Source organism: Arenibacter hampyeongensis (assembly GCF_002909255.1).
GTDB classification, from domain to species: domain Bacteria; phylum Bacteroidota; class Bacteroidia; order Flavobacteriales; family Flavobacteriaceae; genus Arenibacter; species Arenibacter hampyeongensis.
Genome location: NZ_PIOB01000003.1, coordinates 557,310 through 574,346 on the forward strand (window position 1 = coordinate 557,310; position 17,037 = coordinate 574,346).

Consider the following 17,037-nt stretch of genomic DNA (forward strand, 5'->3'; position numbering starts at 1 on the left):
ATCCTCGGGTATATTTCACCTGGCTAGCTAATGTTGTCTCATAATTGTTAAGTTCTTTTACAGATAAAAAAGTATTCGATCGAACAAATATAAAAATATAGATTAGGTTTTAATGTTTTTATTCTCCATTATTATTCCATTGTATACTCGTATATTTGTAATATTCTCACTATTTTTTTTAAACACATGGATTTTACGCTTTCGGAAGAACAGATAATGATACAACAGGCGGCAAGGGATTTTGCTCAAAACGAATTACTTCCCGGGGTCATTGAAAGAGACGATGCCCAAAAATTCCCTGGCGAACAGGTAAAACAAATGGCGGAATTAGGTTTCTTGGGAATGATGGTAGACCCTAAATATGGTGGGAGTGGTTTGGACACCATTTCATATGTACTTGTTATGGAAGAACTTTCTAAAATTGATGCCTCAGCTTCTGTAATTGTATCTGTCAACAATTCCTTAGTGTGCTGGGGACTGGAAACTTTTGGCAGTGAAGAACAAAAAGAAAAATATTTAAGCCGATTATCCACTGGACAATGTATAGGGGCATTTTGCCTTTCCGAACCGGAAGCGGGCAGCGATGCCACTTCCCAAAAAACAACTGCACTGGACAAAGGCGATCATTACATCTTAAACGGAACCAAGAACTGGATTACCAATGGAAATTCCGCTGAAATTTATTTGGTAATTGCCCAAACGGACATTTCAAAAGGCCATAAAGGGATAAATGCACTAATAGTAGAAAAAGGAACACCTGGCTTTGAAATAGGCCCCAAGGAAAACAAGCTGGGAATAAGGGGAAGTGACACCCATTCCTTAATCTTTAACGATGTTAAGGTCACTAAAAAAAATAGAATTGGCGAAGATGGATTTGGTTTTAGATTTGCCATGAAAACACTTGCAGGGGGCAGAATAGGAATTGCCGCCCAAGCCTTGGGTATTGCAGCAGGCGCTTATGAACTGGCCCTTAAATATTCCAAAGAGCGAAAAGCCTTTGGTACCGAGATCAGCAATCACCAGGCCATCGCCTTTAAACTTGCCGATATGCACGTACAAATCGAAGCCGCCAGACATTTGGTCTATAAGGCAGCCTGGGACAAGGACCAAGGCAATAATTATGACCTTTCAAGTGCAATGGCAAAACTTTATGCTTCCCAGGTAGCTATGGATACCACTATAGAAGCGGTGCAAATTCATGGGGGCAATGGCTTTGTAAAGGACTACCACGTGGAAAGAATGATGCGGGATGCCAAGATTACACAGATTTACGAAGGCACTTCAGAAATACAAAAAATCGTAATTTCAAGAAGTATTTTGAAAAAATAACATGAGTACCCTCTATTTTTTTAGGGTATTTATTAAATTAATTAATATTTTTACACGACAACCCCTGTACTAAAGCTGGGGTGCAACCAACAAAAACCTAATTTACATTATTAACCCCCTATTAATAGGAAAAACACCAATATTCAAACGCTAATATTGAGGAAATCCCAATTTTATAGGCTCAAATATCAGAATATGCATTTTTTTTAACGTTGAATTATAAACGTTGGATTTCTTATACACTATTTGGCATACCACTGCATTAAATGCAATTATTTTGATATTTTTGAACAAATATGATAATTTATGAAGCTGAGAAAACAAGGATTATACCTACCGGAATTTGAACATGACAACTGTGGAGCAGGATTTATTTGTAGTCTTAAAGGAAAAAGGTCGAATGACATTATTCATAAGGCACTGGAAATATTAGAGAAACTAGAGCATAGGGGTGCGGTAAGTTCCGATGGGAAAACTGGTGATGGCGCAGGAATTTTAATAGACATTCCTCATGATTTTTTTCAGGACGTATGTAGCTTTAAGCTTCCAGAGCCGGGCAGTTACGCCGTAGGAAACGTATTTTTACCACAAAAGGAGAATCAAAGGGAATACTGTATAGAGGTTTTTGAATCCAATATTGAAAAACAAGGATTAAAATTGTTGGGATGGAGAGATGTACCTGTCAACAAATCAATTCCCGGAAGAATAGCAGCGGAAACCGAACCATTCGTGAAACAAATATTTGTTGCACGCGAAAATGACGAACAGGATTTCTTCCACTTTAATTTAAAATTGTTCATAGCCAGGAAGGTTTCCGAACATACCATCAACGCTTCTAAATTATCAGAAAGCAAATTTTTCTATGTTCCCAGTCTTTCAACCAAAATTATCATCTTCAAAGGGCTCCTTATGCCGGAAGACATAAGTTTGTACTATAAAGATCTTATGGATCCAAGGGTAGTAACCCGTTTGGCTTTGGTGCATCAAAGATTTTCAACCAACACTTTCCCTACCTGGGATTTGGCGCAGCCATTCCGTTATATGTGCCACAATGGGGAGATAAACACTCTTAGAGGCAACGTTACAAGAATGCTCTCCAGGGAAGAGTTGATGAAAAGTGATTGGTTTGGAGATGAAATAAAAAATATTGTTCCGGTCATATTGCCAGGAAAGTCGGATTCCGCCACCATGGACATGGTAGTGGAGCTATTGTTAATGACAGGAAGGTCACTACCAGAGGTAATGATGATTTTGGTTCCTGAAGCCTGGGAAAAGAACAATGAAATGTCCGAAGCCAAAAAGGCCTTCTATGAATATCACTCCTGTTTAATGGAACCATGGGATGGACCCGCTTCAATTCCTTTTACTGACGGCAATTACATTGGGGCCGTATTGGATAGAAACGGTTTACGTCCGTCTAGATATTCTGTTACCAAGGACGGTTATGTTATTATGTCCTCAGAAGTTGGGGTTGTAGATCTTGAACCGGAAAATATTGAACTGCATGGACGATTGGAACCAGGAAAAATGTTCTTGGTAAACATGGAAGAGGGCCGCATTATCAACGATGAGGAAATAAAGGAAAAAATTGCGCTAAAATATCCCTATAAAAAATGGCTGGACAAAAATTTGGTCCACCTTAAGGACATCCCTTATAATGACTGCCCGCTTTTCTTAAATGAAGCTACCGTACAAAAAAGAAAGGCAATATTTGGATATACGCTGGAAGATATAAATACTATTATACTTCCAATGGGAAAAACGGCAAAGGAGCCTCTTGGATCTATGGGATCCGATACCCCAATAGCCGTATTGTCTGAACGGCCGCAATTAATTTACAATTACTTTAAGCAATTGTTCGCACAGGTTACCAATCCACCCTTGGATGGTATCCGCGAGGAACTTATAACGGATATCAGCCTAACCCTTGGTAGCGATCAAAATATTTTTGAATTTTCCGAGCTTCATTGTAGAAAATTGAAAATTCAAAATCCCGTAATATCCAAGGAGGATTTGGATAAGATAAAAAATTATGATTCCAGCCCGGACTACAAGGTGGTTTCCATTTCCATGCTTTATGATATTGAAAAAGGACATAACGGTCTTGAGGATGCATTGGAATCAATATTAAACCAAGCAGAACAAGCCATTGATGACGGTGCCAATATTATTATATTATCGGATAGAAATGTAAGTAAGGAAAAAGCTCCCATTCCTGCAGTTTTGGCCTGCTCATTTGTTAACAGCGGGTTACAACGATTGGGAAAACGTTCCAAATTAAGTGTTATTATTGAATCTGCCGAGCCAAGGGAAGTACATCATTTTGCCTTATTATTTGGTTTCGGGGCCAGTGCAATAAACCCTTATTTGGTAAACGAAATAATAGCCGAGCAGATTAAGGAACACGATATTACCGAATATACTTTTGAAGAAGCCATCAACAACTACAATAAAGCAGTTGGCAAGGGTGTTCTCAAGGTAATGAATAAAATAGGCATTTCTACCCTCAACTCGTACCGAGGCTCCCAATTATTCGAATGTATTGGAATCAATACCAAAGTAGTAGACAAATATTTCCCTAACACTCCAACTAGGATACAGGGTATTGGGCTTTATGAAATAGAAAAGGAAATAGCCAAACGGCATGGTAGAGCTTACATGGATAAAGAAATTGCCGCAAATTTGGATTTGGAAATAGGTGGACAATATCGTTGGAGAAGGGATGGTGAAAAACACCTCTTCAATCCTTTAAGTATTGCCATGCTTCAAAAGTCAGTTCGAAACAACGAACCAGAATCCTATAAGGAATTTGCCCAAATGGTAAATGAGCAAACCAAGGATTTGATGACCATTCGCGGTTTGTTCGAATTCTCCAATTACGACCCTATTCCATTAGATGAGGTTGAACCATGGACAGAAATAGTTAAACGCTTTAAAACTGGGGCCATGTCCTATGGCTCCATCAGTAAGGAAGCGCATGAAAATTTGGCCATAGCCATGAATAGGATTGGCGGGAAAAGTAATTCTGGCGAAGGTGGTGAGGATGCCGATCGTTTTTACAAGAACCAGACTGGTGACTGGAGAAACAGTGCCATAAAGCAAGTTGCTTCCGGTAGATTTGGGGTAACCTCCAATTATTTGACCAATGCCAAGGAAATTCAGATTAAAATGGCACAAGGTGCAAAACCTGGTGAAGGTGGACAATTACCTGGACCGAAGGTAAATCCGTCCATTGCCAAAACCAGAAATTCAACCCCATATGTGGGGCTAATTTCTCCACCACCACATCATGATATATATTCAATTGAGGATTTATCACAATTGATATTCGATTTAAAATCTGCGAACCGCAAGGCAAGAATCAATGTAAAATTGGTCTCTGAAGTAGGTGTTGGTACCGTAGCAGCCGGTGTTTCCAAAGCAAAGGCAGATGTTATTTTGATCTCAGGTCACGATGGCGGTACAGGAGCATCACCATTAACCTCATTAAAACATGCTGGACTTCCATGGGAATTGGGAATTGCGGAAGCACAACAAACTTTGGTGATGAACGACCTTAGGAATAGGGTAGTTTTAGAATGTGACGGTCAGTTAAAAACAGGTAGGGATGTAGCCATAGCTTGTTTATTAGGTGCTGAAGAATTTGGTTTTGCTACAGCGCCATTGGTAGCATCGGGATGTATTATGATGCGTGTTTGTCATTTGAATACTTGCCCAGTAGGTATTGCAACACAAAACCCTGAATTGCGCAAGAAGTTTGAAGGCAAGCCAGAGCACGTTGTCAACTATATGTACTTTGTTGCCCAGGAACTTCGGGAAATAATGGCACAATTAGGTTTTAGGACCATTGTGGAAATGGTTGGACAGGTTCAAAAATTGGATCGTAAAAAAGCTTTGGAACATTACAAGGCCGCAGGGATAGACCTTACACCAATTTTATATCAGGTAGATGTCCCAAAGGGGACGAAATTCTACAATACTCAAAAACAACAGCACGATATTGATAAATCCATTGAATTTGAAATTATAGAAAAGGCGCATCCGGCCTTGTTCAGAAAAGAAAAAATTTCATTGGATTTCCCAATACATAATACAGATAGAGCCGTTGGAGCTATTACTAGTAACGAAATTTCTAAAATTTACGGAGCAGAAGGATTACCTGAAAATACCTTGAAACTAAATTTCACAGGTTCTGCCGGACAAAGTTTTGGGGCATTTGCAACAAAAGGCCTTACCATGATCGTCAATGGAAATACCAACGATTATTTAGGCAAGGGCTTATCCGGAGCAAAATTAATAATAAAAGTACCTTATAAGTCCACCTTAAAACCAGAGGACAACGTAATAACAGGAAACGTTACCTTATATGGCGCAACTTCAGGTGAGGCCTATATAAACGGAAAAGCCGGTGAACGTTTCTGCGTAAGAAATTCCGGAGCAAAGGCTGTTGTAGAAGGCATTGGAGATCATGGTTGTGAGTACATGACTGGTGGTATCGCCATTATCCTTGGTGAAGTAGGAAGAAACTTTGGAGCTGGAATGAGTGGGGGTATTGCTTACATCTTTGATGAGAAGGATACCTTCAGAAAAAACTGTAATTCAGTATCCTTAAATCTTTTAAAGGTAGAGGATGATAATGATATTGCAGAACTAAAAGGCCTTATAGAAAACCACTATAATGCCACACTTAGTCCAATTGCCCAAAGGATATTGGAGAATTGGGAAGACTATTTGCCAAAATTTATCAAGATTTTCCCTGAGGAATACAAGCAGGCATTGATACGTTTGGAAAAAGAAAAATTAGAAACGATATAATCGAAATATGGGAAAGATAACAGGATTTTTGGAATTCGATAGAAAAGTAGAAGAGTACGCTCCGGTAGATGAAAGGGTAAAGAACTATAAGGAATTTACACTTCCAATGAAGGAAAAGGAGCTAAAGGACCAAGGTGCCAGATGTATGGACTGTGGTATTCCGTTTTGTCATAGTGGATGTCCATTGGGAAATCTAATTCCCGATTTCAACGATGCGGTATACCTTGGAAAATGGGACAAGGCAGCAGAAATATTGCACTCCACCAACAACTTCCCGGAATTCACTGGAAGACTATGTCCCGCCCCTTGTGAAGAAGCATGTGTTTTAGGTATTAATGAAGACCCCGTAACAATAGAGAATATTGAGAAAAATATTGTTGAAACTGCCTTCAAAAAAGGATGGGTCGTGGCAAAACCACCTACCACCAGAACCGGCAAAACAGTTGCCGTTATTGGATCAGGACCTGCCGGCCTGGCAGCAGCCCAACAACTAAATAGAGCTGGTCATCTTGTTACACTTTACGAAAGGGATGAAAAAGTTGGCGGTCTTCTGCGATATGGTATTCCTGATTTTAAGATGGAAAAAACCATCATTGATAGAAGGGTGAAAATATTGGTCGACGAAGGTATTATAATTAAGACCGGGGTTAATGTAGGTGTGGATATTTCAGCCACTGAACTTAATGATCAATTTGATGCCATTGTCCTTAGCGGAGGAGCTACCGTAAGAAGAGGATTGCCAATAGAAGGGGCGGACCTTAAAGGAGTGGTACAAGCCATGGATTTCTTAAAACAGAATAATAAGCGTGTAGATGGCATTAAAGATCTAGGCGAAGAAATTAAAGCCACAAACAAAAATGTTGTGGTTATCGGTGGTGGAGACACCGGATCCGACTGTATTGGAACTTCCATCAGGCACGGAGCCACTTCTGTAACCAATTTCGAAATTTTAGGAAAACCACCTGTAGGGCGGCCTGATGATCAACCTTGGCCATTTTGGCCCATGCGCTTAAGAACAAGTTCATCGCACAAAGAAGGTGTTGAAAGATTCTTTAGCATTTCCACTAAGAAATTTGTCGGTGATAAAAATGGGAATTTGAAAGGACTTATTACTGCTGAAGTAGAGTGGATTTCTGTTCCTGGAAAACGACCTACGCTTAAGGAAGTTCCGAATACTGAAAAGGAATGGAAATGTGAATTGGCGCTATTGGCAATGGGTTTCACAGGATCCGAAATGACTATTGCTGAGCAATTGGGCCTTGAAGCGGACGCACGTACCAATATTAAAGCTAGTGAGGCGGATTATAAGACCAATGTACCTGGTGTATTTGTTGCTGGGGACCAAAGAAGAGGACAATCCTTAATAGTTTGGGCTATTTCCGAAGGTAGACAAGCTGCTTACCATGTAGACACCTATCTGATGGGAACGTCCTATTTACCATTAAAAGGAGAGGGAGACTTACCAAGGGTTTAAAGTCTTTTGTATTTGTTCCAATAAATTAAGAAATCCAACCTATTAAAATGGGTTGGGTTTTTTTTTGATTAATTCAAGGTAAAATAAGCGTCTTCGGAAGCCATGAGTCCAAATCGCCAATAGTAATAACAAATGGGATAGTTTGGTTAATAGGGAATAGAAGCCACCAAAAAAGTATTACCCCTAAATGTTGCACTAACAAATTTTCTTCCTGAAATCATATTGCTAAACTTTATGAAAGAATGTCTTTCACGACATGGCCATGAACGTCAGTTAATCTATACCGTCTGCCCTGATGTTTAAAGGTTAATCTTTCATGATCAATGCCCAGAAGATGAAGCAAGGTCGCTTGAAAATCGTGTACATGCACTTCATTTTCTATTACGTTATAACTAAATTCATCTGTCTTGCCGTATACCATGCCCGCCTTTACCCCTGCCCCTGCCATCCACATAGTGAAACAGCCCGGATGATGGTCCCTACCATAGTTATCAGCCGTTAACCTACCTTGAGAAAAACTGGTGCGTCCAAATTCACCTCCCCAAACTACTAGGGTATCTTCCAACAAACCTCGCTGTTTAAGATCTTTGATCAAACCTGCGGTGGCTTGGTCTGTTCCAAGTGCTTGCTTCTTTATACCGCCTGGGAGTCCACCATGTTGATCCCAGCCCATATGGTACAACTGTATAAATTTTACATCCCTTTCCGCCAATCGTCTTGCCTGTAAACAATTAGCAGCGTAAGTTCCAGGTATTCTGGCATCTTCCCCATATAATTTATAAATATGGTCCGGCTCCTCTTTGGTATCCACGGCTTCGGGCACAGAGTTTTGCATCTTGTAGGCCATTTCATATTGATTTATTTTGGATTGTATCTCTGTATCCTGCCAAATATCATATTGATGACTGTTTAGCTGAGAAATATAATCCAACGCCCTCCTACGATCTTCATCATGGACCCCGTGGGGATTGTTCAAGTAAAGCACAGGATCCTTGCCTGACCTAAATTGCACACCCTGGTGATGAGATGGCAAAAATCCGTTGCCCCAAGCAGCTGAACTTAGGGGTTGCGCCCCTCCCCCCTTAGACAATAGGACTACAAAATTTGGTAGGTTTTTATTATCACTTGCCAATCCATAACTAAGCCAGGAACCAATGGATGGCCTGCCGCTTTGTTGACTACCTGTCTGCAAGAACATTACGGCTGGCTCATGATTAATGGCATCGGTACGCATGGAGTTAATAATGCAGAGATCATCCACCACCTTGGCCGTATGTGGAAAGATTTCACTTACCCAAGCACCCGATTGTCCATATTGTTTAAAATCGTAAATAGATTTGACCAAAGGAAAAGTAGATTGACTGGATACCATCCCAGAATTTCGTTGGGTTCCCTGAACCGATGGGGGTATTTCCTTTCCGTGCCATTTTATCAATTCCGGCTTATAATCAAAGGTTTCCAATTGTGATGGCCCTCCACTTTGAAAAAGATAGATTACCCTTTTAGCTTTAGCCGGAAAATGGGTAGTCCCCAATACACCTCCCGATTTATTCCGTGGTGCGCTGGCCAGCATATCACTACCATACAAGGATGAAGGTCCTAATAAACTACTCAAGGCTATGGATCCAAATCCCAAGGCCGATTTCTTTAAAAATCCCCTGCGGGTTTCCATAAACTCCATGTGTTTTTTAAAATCTTCCATATCCCTTTTATCTTATAGTATATCCTTCAAAAGTATTCATCACCCCATTTACAACTGTTGCCAAAGCAGCCAACTTAACGGGATCAGTATTATGTTTTACCTCGGAACTTCCTATACTTACATAAGCTAAGGCATCCTCGGTAGTCTTGGAAAATCGCTCCAACTCCTGCTTATGGAATTCACTTAAAACTCCTAATTCGGTTTTATTGGGATTTCTACCGGTACATAACACAAATGCCTTTTGCAATTGAAGATCCACATCCCCGCCATAATCCGATATCAAGTTTTCGGCAACTACTCTAGAGGCCTCCAAAAATTGGGGGTCGTTAAGGAGCACTAAGGCCTGCAGTGGAGTACTGGTCTGTCTCCGCTTTACCGTACAGACCCCTCTTTCCCCCACATCAAAAATCAGCATGGATGGTGGACCCGATGTCCTTTTCCAAATGGTATATAAACTCCTCCTGTAAAGACCTTCACCCGGTTCCTGCAAATATTTATAGCGCCAAGGCTTATTGCTTATCTCATCCCAAAGTCCTTCAGGTTGATACGGATAGACACTAGGACCTCCGATCTTTGAATACAAAAGACCGCTGATGGCTAGCGCATTGTCCCTAATCATTTCAGCCGTCATGCGAAAACTAGGACCCCTGGCCAGCAATATATTTTCTTTATCCCTTTCTTCAAGCTTAGGGGTTAACATGGAACTTTGCTGGTAAGTGGCAGACATCACAATCAATTTGTGCATTGCCTTTACGTCCCATCCAGATTCCATAAATTCAACCGCCAGCCAATCCAACAATTTCGGGTGTGAGGGTAGACCGCCCTGGTTACCAAAGTCGTCGGAGGAATACACTAGACCAGAACCAAAATGCATTTGCCATAACCTGTTCATAAAAACCCTAGCTGTAACCGGATTTTCCTTATCGAACAACCACATTGCTAGACCCAATCTATTTCTAGGTAGGGTGTCGCTAAAAGGAAGCACCTCCTCGGGTACACCTGGAAATACTTCTTCTCCCCGGGCATCATAGGCACCTCTCTCCAAAAGATAGGTGGACCGTGGTTTTGGCAAATCACCCATGACCATAATTTCCTGAATTGTATCCAAAACTTGGTTCTTCTCCCTATTGAACCCCCTTATGCTTTCCTTTACATCCTTGAGATTGCCATTTTCCCTCAATTCATAATGGGCTAATAATATAGGTAGATTTATAGAAGTTGCAGGGTTCTTAAACATTTCGTCAGGAATACTGGCATCAAAACTATAGGCTACTTCCAAGGCCGACAATTCAGCATTGTGAATTTTAAGTTCATCCATCCCGCCATTAATAAAGGTCTTCATATGGTTCCTAATACCCATTCCAAAACCATTAAAACCATAGGTATGCAAATTAGGCTGGAACAATATAGATTTATAAAGGTGGTCTATTTCCACTTCCACTGGAATCTCTTTCCCATTTAAATACATGTGTATCCCGCCAGCTTTCCCCAAACCGTCATAAGTGACAGCTATATTTGTCCATTCCTTTTCCGGAATTTGTTGTTTGGCTTTAATTTGAATTGCATTTGTTGGCCAAGAAAAAGCCATAATAAATTTTGGCTGGTTGTTTTCCAAGAACATGGAGTACCCTTTTAACCCCAACCTCAAGTCTTCACAATGATAAAACAGGGCAGCGTCATCATATTGGGTATCTGGATAAACACTGAGTGAAATTGTAAACGGATCGGTCTGATCAAACCAACCCATCTTCCCTGGCAAACTTATCGAAGTAAAGTCGTTTAAGAAAACACCATTGTTCATGGCTCCTTTCTTAAAAATAGGTTCATTAATCACAGCAGCCTGAGAATTATCAACCTTATTTGGACTTACATATTTCTTATTGCCTTTTTCCAAAAACGAATCGAAAGGATAGTAGGCGATCAGGCTACCCGAATACCCATTCTCTACAGATTTCCTTATCGCTGAAGGGCTTGACGACCAATTTTGAAAATTCTCGGGAACAGATACTTGCAGGGATTTCAGATCGTCTTCCGCTTTAACAATATCATTGTCAATAAATTCCAAAACCTTATCAGCCTCTTTATCCGTCAAAAGAAGCGATGGTCCTGGTACCTGAGCAGGACCGTAGACAGCAGAACCGAATTCATTGGTATTATTAAAAAATGCGGCCATTTCATAATAATTTTTCTGACTTATGGGGTCGTATTTATGATCATGGCACCTTGCGCATTCCATACTAAGTCCCATGAAGGCCTTCCCCACGCTTAACACCCTATCGGCGACATATTCAACACGGTATTCTTCAAAAATAATTCCCGCCTCGGAATTCCTTTTATGGAGTCTATTGAAAGCTGTTGCCAAAACACTCTCCTTAGTTGGTTCGGGTATAAGATCACCAGCCAATTGTAAGGTAGTAAATTCATCGTAGGGCATATTTTCATTAAACGACTTTATTACCCAATCCCGATAGGGACTAAAATCCCTATGTTTATCATCCAGATAACCATCGCTATCCGCATATCTAGCAACGTCCATCCAATCAGCGGCCATTCTTTCTCCGTAGGCCGGACTAGACAATAGCCTATCCACCAATTTTTCATACGCATCAGCCGATGTATCGGCCACAAAAGCATTCATCTCCACCAGACTTGGAGGAAGTCCTGTTAAATTAAAACTCAACCTACGAATTAATGATTCTTTTGAAGCACGTATAGAAGGTTCCAATTTTTCCTTTTCAAGTCGCTCAAAAACAAAATAATCCAATTCATTTTTCGCCCAGTTCGAATCCTGTATTCGTGGCAGTTCAGGTGAACTAGGCTTTATAAAAGACCAATGAGGTTTATACTCCGCGCCCTGCTCTATCCATTTGGCCAAAATTGCAATTTCTTTATTGCTCAAAGACAAATTAGATTCCGGCGGAGGCATTTTCTCAGAGAGATTATCAGAAAGAATACGTTTAATTAGATCACTAGCACCAGGCTTACCTGGAACAATTGCAAAAGTTTTGGAGTCGCCGTGAGCAGAAAGTGCACTTTCTTCATTATCCAATCTTAAGTCTGACTTCTGATTATCCGTATCCGGACCATGACACGAAAAGCATTTATCTGAAAGGATTGGCTTTACATGATAATTAAAATCTATTATATCCGGTGTTTGTTGTAGCGCCAATTCCACTTCCGCTGGTGCATTCCAACCACAGCTATTAAATAAGACGGTTATACCTATAATTACATAAATTCTATAAAACTTCATGGACTTATATCATAATTGTTTTTCCCAATGTAATATCCTCAATTGCAATTTCAAATAAACAATTCTGGTGGCAAATGGATTGAAACGTTCATTTTCGTCAAAACAAATAATCTATCCATACTCCTTTCTAAAAGTACATGTCATTTTAGTTCATCCCTATTTACCTGACTAATCCAAATATACATAAGTATTTAACTGTTAATTCATTCATAAACAGTTTTATTAACTGTTAATAATTATTGATTATATTTAACCATTGCCAATCTAAAATGAAAAATAATCATAAATACAGCCAAATCATTGCTAAAATAATTGCTAGTAAATCCTTTGGCAACTCCAATACCTATTCCAACTTACTACAATATTTAGTTAGCAGTACCTTACAAAAAAACATACCAAAAGAAACAACAATAGCATCTGAAATTCTGGGAAAAACCGACTTTGACCCCTCGCAGAGTACATTGGTTAGGGTATATGCATATAACCTTCGTAAAAAACTGGGGACATACTATTCCACTGAAGGAAAACACGATAAGATAATTGTTCAGATACCAAAGGGAAGTTACGAGGTTAAATTTGTTGAAAGGAAATTAGTTAAAAAGAAGGACTCCAATTTCTTAAATAGGAGAATTGGAATCACATTATTCCTCCTATTAATACTTTCCTTAGCCTATAATGCCTTCTTCTATCCCACAAACTACAATACCAATCCTATAAACAAAGACGGTCTCTGGACGGATTTATTGGCGGATCATAAACCATTAATGGTTGTACTAGGAGACCTTTTTATATTCGAAGAAGAGGATACCACAAAAGGCACAAAAAAAATAATTAGGGATCCCTTCATAAATTCATTGGAGGACTACGACCAGTTTACCTTGGATCACTCCCAAACGAATATAAAATATGAGCCCTTGAGTTATAGCCTACTCATATACAACAGCGCACTATGGATTAAAGATTTGAGTGAAATATTCTCGTACAATCAAAGTGACTTTACTATTCGGAATATGGTGCGCTTTAATCCCAAAGAACTGCCGGACAACAATTTTATGGTTATAGGGATGATGAAAACTTTTGGAATGTTCAAGGACTATTTAAAAAGTCCCAAGTTATTCTACAATGGCCAAAACCAAAGTATTGTTTATCGCGAAGATCTGGAAGGAAAAGAAATAGAGTATCTCCCTTACGGAGACCCAAATGGACATCACACGGATTACGGATTAATTACTAAGGTCCCAGGACCCAACAACAACAATATATTTTTATTTGGAGGCCTATGGGATACTGCGGCTTCGCAAAGTTTAAAATATTTCACATCTCCAAAATTACTTAATGAATTGGAGGAGGGATTAAAGGAAAAATTTGGAGTGCTCCCTAAATATTACCAAGTATTATTGGAGGTCAAAGGAATAGACAGAATGGAGTTGAGTTCCAAGATTTTGATTATGGAAAAGATAGAATCCAAATACATTCTTGACAAAAACTAGGGACAGGGCTTTATTGCCTAAGATTAGGACACAAATTCCATGGTCCTAATTTTGTTAGAAGGGTTTCTCTCGAACCCATTTGAAAAAACCGTACCAATCTACAAAAACTAATCTTTGGTTACCTTGCTACCCCACCAATCGGCATTGGGTTCAAAATCTTCGGACAGAACATTCAACCGTTCATTTTCCAACCTTGGCCACAATTCACTTTTGATTATATCTTTTCGCTCCTTTGCCAATTTTTGATCGTATTCAGGATCCTCCTCGGCAAATCTTGCCCCAACCTCGGAAAGCCATGCTTTAAGTTCTTCACCAAGAGCCGTGGCAACCTCCGGGTGTTCCGAAAAAACGTTGTTTTGTTCTGCAGTATCAGAGGGCAAATGATATAGCTCTTCCCTATCATCTTCCCAATAATGTATTAGCTTCCATTCCTTTCTCCGAATTATAGAGGAGGGTTCACCTCCCTGATTGCCATAATGCGGATAATGCCAAAACAAAGGTCTATCTACAACCAATTGTTCCCCTTCCAACAACGGTCTCAGACTTATACCGTCCAAATGTTGTTCCGGTTTTAGGTCGATATCGGCCAAATCCAAGATGGTGGGATAAAAATCGGTACCAATAACTGGAAAATCACTTTGCGAACCTCCATTTTTTAACCAAGGTACTTTTATAAAGTAAGGCTCCCGAATACCACCTTCCCATTGATATCCCTTTCCTCCCCTTAAAGGGAGATTACTCGTTGAAAAAGAGTCGCCAGAAGCTACTCCCCCATTATCCGAAGTAAATACAACAATAGTATTGTCCTCCAAGCCGGCGTTTTTAATTGCATCCAATACTACTCCGACGGCATCGTCCATACTTTCTACAAGTCCGGCATAAATAGGATTGTCCTGTACAATACGAATAGGCAAAACATTTTCCATTTTGTACCCACTCTCTGCCAGCCCCCTATTCTGGGCTTTATCCCTATATTTTTGCCATTTTTGATCGGTAGTTTGAATTGGTCCATGTACGGCATAAAAGGAAAGAAAGGCGAAAAAGGTAGAATCCTTATGCTGTTTAATAAAATCGGCTGTTTCGTTACCTAAACGCATGCTAAGGTTCTCACCTTTAACCTTGTTGGGTAATTTTGGATTATCCCAGGGTGAAAAATATCCCCCCATTGGACTACCCTTATCCCAACCCCCCTTATTGACTTGAAAACCATGATCTTCAGGATACGAGCCTTCGGACCCCAAATGCCATTTACCGGCAAAGAAAGTTTTATACCCCTTCTCCCTCATAGCCTCAGCTATGGTAACATCGTTAGCCGGCAAGGTATGCACATATTCGGCAGGCAACAATTTATCGTGCCGATTATGAGCTCTCCAAGCTGAACCGTATGCTGCTCCGATCCAATCAGTGATTCCATGCCTGGCCGTAAATTTTCCGGTCATGATACTGGCCCTGGACGGACTACATACCCGGCTGGCAGCATATCCTTGAGTAAAAATCATGCCTTCTTTGGCCAATTTATCAATATTAGGTGTTTCATAATAGGAACTACCAGTAATACTAAGATCAACAAGACCAAGATCATCCACCAATATAAAAACCACATTGGGTTTTTGTTTTACCTTTTCAGCTTCTTGCTGGCAGGCAATGTTAAGAAACCCAAGAATAATAACACAGATAATTTTAGTTAAAGGCGTAGGTAAGTACATTTAAATTCTATTATTGGTTGGAATTAAGGTAAAGGTTTCACCATTATATCCTTGTAATAGATAACACTTTTCGGATCATGACCTTGTAGCGCAAAAGTCCCACCTTTAAGTACCCTATGCTGGCGTTCCCCCGCGTCGCGTTTAGGATTTTCCGGCTCAGTGTAATCTACCACAACTATATCGTTTATTTTAATTATAATTCTCTTGCCCTCTACTTTGATATATTCCGTATACCATTCATCATCTCCAACATAGGTTTCAATAACATTAACTATATCATATAAGCTACCGGTACGTTTCCAATCCCCTTGCGAATTGTTTACCTGTACCTCATAACCATATACCGGCCAACTGGCATCCTGGTAGCGGGTATGGATATAAATACCTGAATTGGCTCCTGGCTTGGTCATTACGGAAGCCTTGAATTCAAAATTATCAAAATCATGGTTCTCAACATCTCCTACATAAAACAAATGGGCCTTAGGACCAGCAACTTTAATTGCACCATCTTCAATTGAAAAGGTATGGGCATTTTCCCCAACTTTCCAATCATCCAAATTTTTGCCATTAAACAGGGAGATCCAACCATCTTTTTTCTTTTTCTCCTTACTCCCAACTTGACCTGTACTAGTATTCAAAATTCCTAGGCACAGCACTAGGCTCATTAGATATGCAAAATTGTTTTTCATTGTATTATTTTATTTATGAAGAGACAAGATATTAAAAAATGGGTTACTCAAAAGGTATTGTTGAAACTATTTTGGGATGGCGTTGAATATTGCTCGTTGGTAAAAGAATAATTTAATCTGCCATTTGTTCAATGTAACAATTGCTTAATGTAGCAATGTATCAATTAAGTGATCTTGAAATTGAAAGATTTGAAGGTGGGCCAATTTGGAAATGTACTAATTGTTAAATAGATCAATGTGCCAATTTATTAATGTATCAATTAATGACCGTCCCTGGGTGCAGGGGAAGCGTCGCACAAAGTGAAACGGGAACTGATCACGCAATAAGGCGTGCGTTCAAAGTCCATCAACAAATACTGGTAAAACGTTATAGGGGCGGCTGCGGGAACGGACCGTGCCAGCGGCCTGCCCTTGAAAGTTGCGAGATCGCTTGGGCATAGGGCAAAAAAAAAGTCCCCCCATCTTGCGATGGGGAGACTTCGAAAAAAGGCGGCGGCCTACTCTCCCACTTGGTGTAGCAGTACCATCGGCGCAGACGGGCTTAACTTCCCTGTTCGGAATGGTAAGGGGTGGGCCCCG

General features: G+C 40.1%; 8 protein-coding genes and 1 rRNA gene. 4 read left to right on the forward strand and 5 right to left on the reverse strand.

Annotated features, from left to right (window positions below; all coding sequences use genetic code 11):
* Window positions 1-186 precede the first annotated feature (186 nt).
* The 3 genes from CWD91_RS10780 (at window position 187) to CWD91_RS10790 (ending at window position 7,618) form a co-directional block, all read left to right on the forward strand.
* Window positions 187-1,329 (forward strand): acyl-CoA dehydrogenase, encoded by a 1,143-nt coding sequence (locus tag CWD91_RS10780; protein WP_103440939.1) that lies wholly within the window; start codon window positions 187-189, stop codon window positions 1,327-1,329.
* Between the two features lie 306 nt (window positions 1,330-1,635).
* Window positions 1,636-6,144 carry a glutamate synthase large subunit gene (gene gltB, locus CWD91_RS10785; RefSeq protein ID WP_103440940.1) on the forward strand — a complete coding sequence of 1,503 codons (4,509 nt, stop codon included), beginning with the start codon at window positions 1,636-1,638 and terminating at the stop codon, window positions 6,142-6,144.
* Window positions 6,145-6,151: 7 nt separating this feature from the next.
* Entirely contained in the window at window positions 6,152-7,618 is a 1,467-nt protein-coding gene (locus CWD91_RS10790; protein WP_103440941.1) for a glutamate synthase subunit beta, read from the forward strand.
* Between the two features lie 232 nt (window positions 7,619-7,850).
* Here CWD91_RS10790 and CWD91_RS10795 read toward each other — a convergent pair whose 3' ends face one another.
* Together CWD91_RS10795 and CWD91_RS10800 are read right to left on the reverse strand one after the other, a co-directional pair.
* The gene (locus CWD91_RS10795) at window positions 7,851-9,320 is read right to left on the reverse strand and encodes a DUF1501 domain-containing protein (protein ID WP_103440942.1); all 1,470 of its coding nucleotides are present in this window, start codon (window positions 9,318-9,320) and stop codon (window positions 7,851-7,853) included.
* Between the two features lie 7 nt (window positions 9,321-9,327).
* A complete protein-coding gene (locus CWD91_RS10800; RefSeq protein ID WP_103440943.1) occupies window positions 9,328-12,573 on the reverse strand; it encodes a DUF1553 domain-containing protein in 3,246 nt (1,081 codons plus the stop codon).
* Between the two features lie 269 nt (window positions 12,574-12,842).
* Here CWD91_RS10800 and CWD91_RS10805 point away from each other — a divergent pair, with 269 nt between their 5' ends.
* Entirely contained in the window at window positions 12,843-14,063 is a 1,221-nt protein-coding gene (locus tag CWD91_RS10805) for a hypothetical protein (protein ID WP_103440944.1), read from the forward strand.
* 107 nt (window positions 14,064-14,170) lie between these two features.
* Here CWD91_RS10805 and CWD91_RS10810 read toward each other — a convergent pair whose 3' ends face one another.
* The 3 genes from CWD91_RS10810 to rrf form a co-directional block, all read right to left on the reverse strand.
* Window positions 14,171-15,769, reverse strand: coding sequence for a sulfatase (locus CWD91_RS10810; protein ID WP_103440945.1), 1,599 nt, complete (start codon window positions 15,767-15,769; stop codon window positions 14,171-14,173).
* 23 nt (window positions 15,770-15,792) lie between these two features.
* Window positions 15,793-16,458 (reverse strand): 3-keto-disaccharide hydrolase, encoded by a 666-nt coding sequence (locus CWD91_RS10815; RefSeq protein WP_103440946.1) that lies wholly within the window; start codon window positions 16,456-16,458, stop codon window positions 15,793-15,795.
* Between the two features lie 484 nt (window positions 16,459-16,942).
* A 5S ribosomal RNA gene (gene rrf, locus CWD91_RS10820) occupies window positions 16,943-17,037 on the reverse strand; the annotation flags it as partial.